6 protein-coding genes are annotated in these 3,900 nt (G+C 38.6%); 4 read left to right on the forward strand and 2 right to left on the reverse strand.

Features of this window, described 5'->3' with window-relative positions:
* Positions 1–165 precede the first annotated feature (165 nt).
* From OEV42_21325 to lepB, 4 genes are all read left to right on the forward strand, one after another.
* Complete coding sequence (locus OEV42_21325) at positions 166–708, forward strand: hypothetical protein (protein MDH3976812.1); 543 nt, start codon at positions 166–168, stop codon at positions 706–708.
* 160 nt (positions 709–868) lie between these two features.
* Positions 869–1,609 (forward strand): UPF0149 family protein, encoded by a 741-nt coding sequence (locus tag OEV42_21330; GenBank protein MDH3976813.1) that lies wholly within the window; start codon positions 869–871, stop codon positions 1,607–1,609.
* A 134-nt stretch (positions 1,610–1,743) separates the two neighbouring features.
* A complete protein-coding gene (locus OEV42_21335; protein MDH3976814.1) occupies positions 1,744–1,905 on the forward strand; it encodes a hypothetical protein in 162 nt (53 codons plus the stop codon).
* Entirely contained in the window at positions 1,898–2,743 is an 846-nt protein-coding gene (lepB, locus tag OEV42_21340) for a signal peptidase I (GenBank protein ID MDH3976815.1), read from the forward strand. Before OEV42_21335 ends, lepB begins: the two co-directional genes overlap by 8 nt.
* Before the next feature lie 5 nt (positions 2,744–2,748).
* Here the strand turns inward: lepB and OEV42_21345 are convergent, their stop codons facing one another.
* A complete protein-coding gene (locus OEV42_21345) occupies positions 2,749–3,114 on the reverse strand; it encodes a hypothetical protein (protein MDH3976816.1) in 366 nt (121 codons plus the stop codon).
* Between the two features lie 8 nt (positions 3,115–3,122).
* Positions 3,123–3,482 (reverse strand): hypothetical protein, encoded by a 360-nt coding sequence (locus OEV42_21350; protein MDH3976817.1) that lies wholly within the window; start codon positions 3,480–3,482, stop codon positions 3,123–3,125.
* Between the last annotated feature and the right edge of the window lie 418 nt (positions 3,483–3,900).

The raw sequence follows: 3,900 nt of genomic DNA on the forward strand, positions 1-3,900 counted from the left end.
CGTTACAAGTTTCAAAAGAACGTCTATATTACAGGTACTTATGAAATCAGACTACAAAACAGATATTGCTGAACCTGATAACCAGCTGATTTTATTCAATTAAACGTTGGGACACTAGTGAAATGGAACATAAATAAAATCAAAGGGAGCTTCAAAAGAAATTTAATGTTACAAATTAGATGCTCAAAAAAATTACTTGATGCCATGGGAATAAAGCAAAAAGACCTTGGCACCATTAAAGAAGCTGATAACCTGGTAGGTAACTGGTATGCAAATATCTTTATCCTTGAACGTCGAAACCTCATTATATTCATGAATGAAAAGACCCTCCTTTCTTTTGTTCTGGTAGGTATCAGGAAAGATAACATCAAAAATATTAGTAAAATGTTTTACGGTGGTCTCAAAAAATATCTATCACTGGAAGGATTTCACGGTATAACCATAAATCAAATCCTTTCTGAATATGAAGATGTGGAATTTACAAAAACAGAAAGCCGAAGTCTGCTTGGAAATCTTAATGAACTGGTAAAGTTATATAAGTACCGCATAAGCTACGATGATGGGCTCAAACATTGTGACATGACAGATATAATACAGAGTACCAACCGTATGCCAATGCGAAATATTGAATGGAAATATGCTATTGATGCATTCTCTGATTTATTATCTGAAGATAGCACTCCTATAGAACCAGACTCAGAAATATAAAAGACCAATTAGATGGTCTTTTACTAAAATGCACCCTTTGTCACAAGTCAAAACCAGGCATAGTAGATAAAAAATGTAGTTTCCGCCGGAAAGAGAATATTATGGAAGAACTGCTTTGCGATTTGAACCGGACAGTGCAAAAATGGGATGAAAAGGTAACATGAAAAAAATTTCAAAACTTACAGATAAAAGCGTAAAACGGCTAAAAAAGTTTTTAATATCACCAGATCGTCCTGAAGGGACACTGAACTATTATGAATTGGCAGGGTTTCTCTTTACCATTGCATCTTCGCCGGAGTTTGTACAGCCTTCGGAATGGCTGCCCCTTATTTTTAATGATCAAGATGCAGAGTATGAATCTTTGGAGGAAGCACAGAATATAGTGCAGGATGTTATGGGACTTTTTAACTGCATTAGTGAAAGTGCAGGTAAAAAAGGGAAACTCCCCATGGGCTGTGAGCCAGATAAAGATGCCATGGCAAATCTGAAGGTTAATGCACCGCTCAGCTTATGGGCACAAGGATTCATTATCGGTCACGAGTGGTTGCAAGAATGCTGGACTGAGTATTTACCGGAAAGTATGGATGAGGAATTGGGAGAGATAATGCTCATACTCAGCTTTTTTGCAAGTGAGAACTTGGCTAAAAGCTTAGTTGAAAAAAGTGAAGATCAAGAAACTTCACTTGATAAAGTGGCTATATCAATCCTCGATTTGTTTCCCGGTGCGGTTGAGCTCTATTCAAGTATAGGTCAAACCATTTTTAGAACAGTCCAAAACCTTTCATCCAAAAAGGGAAAAACAGCATCTACCCTTAAAATTGGTCGAAATGAGCCATGCCCCTGTGGCAGTGGTAAAAAATTTAAAAAATGCTGCTTGGGTAAAGAACCTACTCTTCACTAATATTCTATTATTGCTTGGCTGCTCTTTTCAGATTAATAATCGAAATGAAGTAAAAATACGGGGTCAAGAAAAATAAGGGGCCGTATCTACGCATTTGACAAAATGATCAATAAAAAAGAAAACAATTCACCTAAATGATCAGTAAAATTACAAAATTTCTTAAGCGGGAAAAATCGCTGGAAGAACAAATGAAAGAAATCAGGCGGATACTTAACCGTAACTACGGTAAATCGAGGTACTTTACAGCGGGTCAAATTGATACAGTTCCGGCAGACAGTGGAGGAGACAGTGATTAAAGCAAGAGAATGGTGGGTTGCAAGCCTGTTAAGTCTATTTATGCCCGGCTTAGGGCAGATTTATAACGGACAGGCAAGAAAAGGATTTATCCTGATCTTTCTGCCGCTTTTAATATTTCCTTTATATCCCTTATGTCTTGAAGTTGGCAATATCGTTTATCCCCTCGTTATTTATTTTTTAGTAACGATAGCCTTTTACATTTATGTGGTAAGGGATGCACTTGTAACAGCTAAAAAAATTAAAAATGAGTATGTACTTAAGAAATATAACAGGGTATCCATCTATGTCTGCATAATAATATTTGTCGGTATAATGAACACAGGCCTGACTGAATACATAAAAAACAATCATATCCAGGCATTCAAAATACCGAGTCGGAGTATGGAACCAACACTTTTAAGTGGTGATCATCTCCTTGTTGACAGAAATACGTCGAAGATAACTTATATACGTGGAGATATTGTCGTATTTGAATTTCCAGAGGATCCTACAAAAGATTACATAAAACGTATAGTAGGGATTGGCGGAGACAAGCTTAGCATTAAAGATAAAGTCGTTTATATTAATGGTGAGCCTATAAATGAACCTTACGTAGTGTATAAAAATGACGACCCTAATTCATTCGGATTCAAAAAAGGCCGGAATTTCGGGCCTATTACTGTACCTGAAGGACATTTCTTTGTTATTGGAGATAACCGCGACAATAGTTTTGACAGCCGCTATTTTGGACCGATTGAACAGTCAAAAATAAAGGGAATTGTTAAAACTATCTATTGGTCGTGGGACAAAAAGACAAAATCTATTCGATGGGATAGAATAGGTCTGAAAACCGAGTAAAACATTCAGAGAATGGATGTATCAATCTCGGTTTCATTGGAAAAATCGCTCTCATTACCTTCTGTATCAATGCAGGTTACCGCTACAAAATGGTTGGTCGAACCTGAAAATTCGATTGAGGCAAAACAGCAAGGTGAAGTCGTGAAGTTTGAATAGGCGCCTGGTGACGACCCATAATATATTTTGCAAAGACTGATTTCACTTTCCGTAAGGGCAAGCCCGTTTTCACGTGCCGTTGGAACCTCCCATGACAAAGAAACCTTTTTGGGACCTCTGTCTGCCGTTACCGTAGCGCTTGAAGAGCCACCACCACAACTGCTCGTCAAGAGAAGCAATGCAAGAATATAAGAAAAATATTTAACTGCGACCATCTCAATCCTCACAAAATATTTACATACACAGGAACAGGCCTGCGGGGTGTTTTGAAGCCTATTTTATCAGTATATCGGCTCGGGTAAGCGCCCGGATCTTCCCCTCCCCTGCCATTGCCTTTCAATAAGGAGCTTGCTTCAAGCCGGAAATCATCCGGTGCAGAACCGGATAGATTTGTAAAACCTGCTGACACTGTGAGGCTGTGCATATCATAGCCCGTTGCAGCCTGCCATGAGGAAAGCAATAAATAGTCTGTACCGGAGTAGCCATCATAATTCCAGTAGGTCACATTATTATAAGCGTTATAATCAACAAAACTATACGTTGCCGGTGATGAAAAAATGCCAGGCCCTCTGTCATAATTCATTATTATATTATTATAGATTTCAGCTGAACGGATAGCTTTGTCGGTGGTGACAAAGATACCCCACTCACCCCCACTGCCAATGATTGTATTGTTGTAAATCTTAGGAGAGATAATGGTAGACTCAAAAGCTCCCGCTCCGGCTTCACTGAATATACCTGTTATGCAATTTCGGATGATATTCTGGTAATACTCAACATTAGTCGAGTTTCCTCCGCCCTGTTCATTACCAAACTTTACGCCGTAATAACAGGTATCGCTTCCTGCACCACCCCAGATATGGTTATTATAATGCTTGTTGAACTCAACCGCTTACGCGGGAAAAAGACTCCAAACCTTCCCTTCTTGAATACAGGTGATAGTCTCTCTAATTTGACTGCTTCCCTATGGGTGTTACCTTTTTCTTAAACCCTAAGAAAAA

Source organism: Deltaproteobacteria bacterium (assembly GCA_029860075.1).
Classification (GTDB): Bacteria; Desulfobacterota; JADFVX01; order JADFVX01; family JADFVX01; genus JAOUBX01.

Bases quoted from the DNA above. Each gene is read 5' to 3' on its own strand.
- OEV42_21325 (MDH3976812.1), top strand. From the start codon at position 166: ATGTTACAAATTAGATGCTCAAAAAAATTACTTGATGCCATGGGAATA.
- OEV42_21350 (MDH3976817.1), bottom strand. From the start codon at position 3,482: ATGAATTATGACAGAGGGCCTGGCATTTTTTCATCACCGGCAACGTAT.
- OEV42_21335 (MDH3976814.1), top strand. From the start codon at position 1,744: ATGATCAGTAAAATTACAAAATTTCTTAAGCGGGAAAAATCGCTGGAA.
- OEV42_21345 (MDH3976816.1), bottom strand. From the start codon at position 3,114: ATGGTCGCAGTTAAATATTTTTCTTATATTCTTGCATTGCTTCTCTTG.
- OEV42_21330 (MDH3976813.1), top strand. From the start codon at position 869: ATGAAAAAAATTTCAAAACTTACAGATAAAAGCGTAAAACGGCTAAAA.